Raw genomic sequence first — 884 nt, 5'->3', positions numbered from 1 at the left:
GTGGTGTAGGTGCGGGCGACGAGGGCGCTGCGGAGGTACCAGAGTCCGCTGGCTTGGGTGGGGTCGAAGCCGGTGAGTTGGGCGATGCGTTTGAGGCGGTAGTCGACGGTGTTGGTGTGGACGTGGAGGAGTCGGGCGGTGCGTTGGCGGTTGAGGTTGTTGGCGATGTGGGTTTGGAGGGTGGTGAGGAGTTCGGGGTGGTGGTCGAGGGGGTTGAGGAGGGTGCCGAGGTGGTCGCGTCCGGGGCCGGGGCGGGTGAGTTGGTATTCGAGGGCGAGGTCGTCGAAGCGGTAGAGGCCGGGGATGGATTGGAGGCGGGTGACCATGTCGAGGAGTTGGTGGGTTTGGTCGGTGGCGGTGGGGATGTCGGTGGTGGGTGTGGTTGTGGTGGTGGCGGTGATGGGGACGCGGGCGGCGTGGGAGAGGTGGGTGATGAGGGTGTCGAGGTCGGTGGGTGTGGTGGTGGGGATGAGGAGGGTGCCGCCGTCGGTGGAGAGGAGGGAGAGGGTGGTGGTGTGGGTGGTGGTGGCGAGGGCGGCTTGGAGGCGGCGGAGTTTGCGGCGGGCGATGATGGTGGGGTCGAGGTGGGGGTTGGCTTGGTCGGGGTGTGGGGGGATGTGGAGGGCGAGGATGTGGTAGTTGTCGGCGATTTCGATGCCGCATTCGCGGGCCATGGTGCTGGTGGGGTGGCCGCCGAGGAGTGCTGAGGTGAGGGTGTGGACGGCGTTGTGGTGTTCGGAGACGACGGCGCGGAGTTCGCGGACGTAGGCGCCGGAGACGGCGGTGGTCATGGTGTCGAGGATTTCGACGAGGAGTTTGGCGCCTTGGAGGAGGTTGGTGTAGTCGGTGTGGGTGAGGGTGAGGGTGGGTTCCGCGTCGGCGGC

Annotated in this window: 1 protein-coding gene; it reads right to left on the bottom strand. The window is 67.5% G+C overall.

Annotated features, from left to right (window positions below; translation table 11 throughout):
• A partial coding sequence (locus AC5592_RS34375) for a PucR family transcriptional regulator (protein WP_063066586.1) occupies positions 1-884 on the bottom strand: 884 nt, incomplete at both ends.

It is taken from the genome of Nocardia violaceofusca NBRC 14427, from assembly GCF_963869435.1.
Lineage (GTDB): Bacteria > Actinomycetota > Actinomycetes > Mycobacteriales > Mycobacteriaceae > Nocardia > Nocardia aobensis.
The sequence above is the reverse complement of the archived record's forward strand: the minus strand, read 5'-3'. Positions and strand labels throughout refer to the sequence as shown.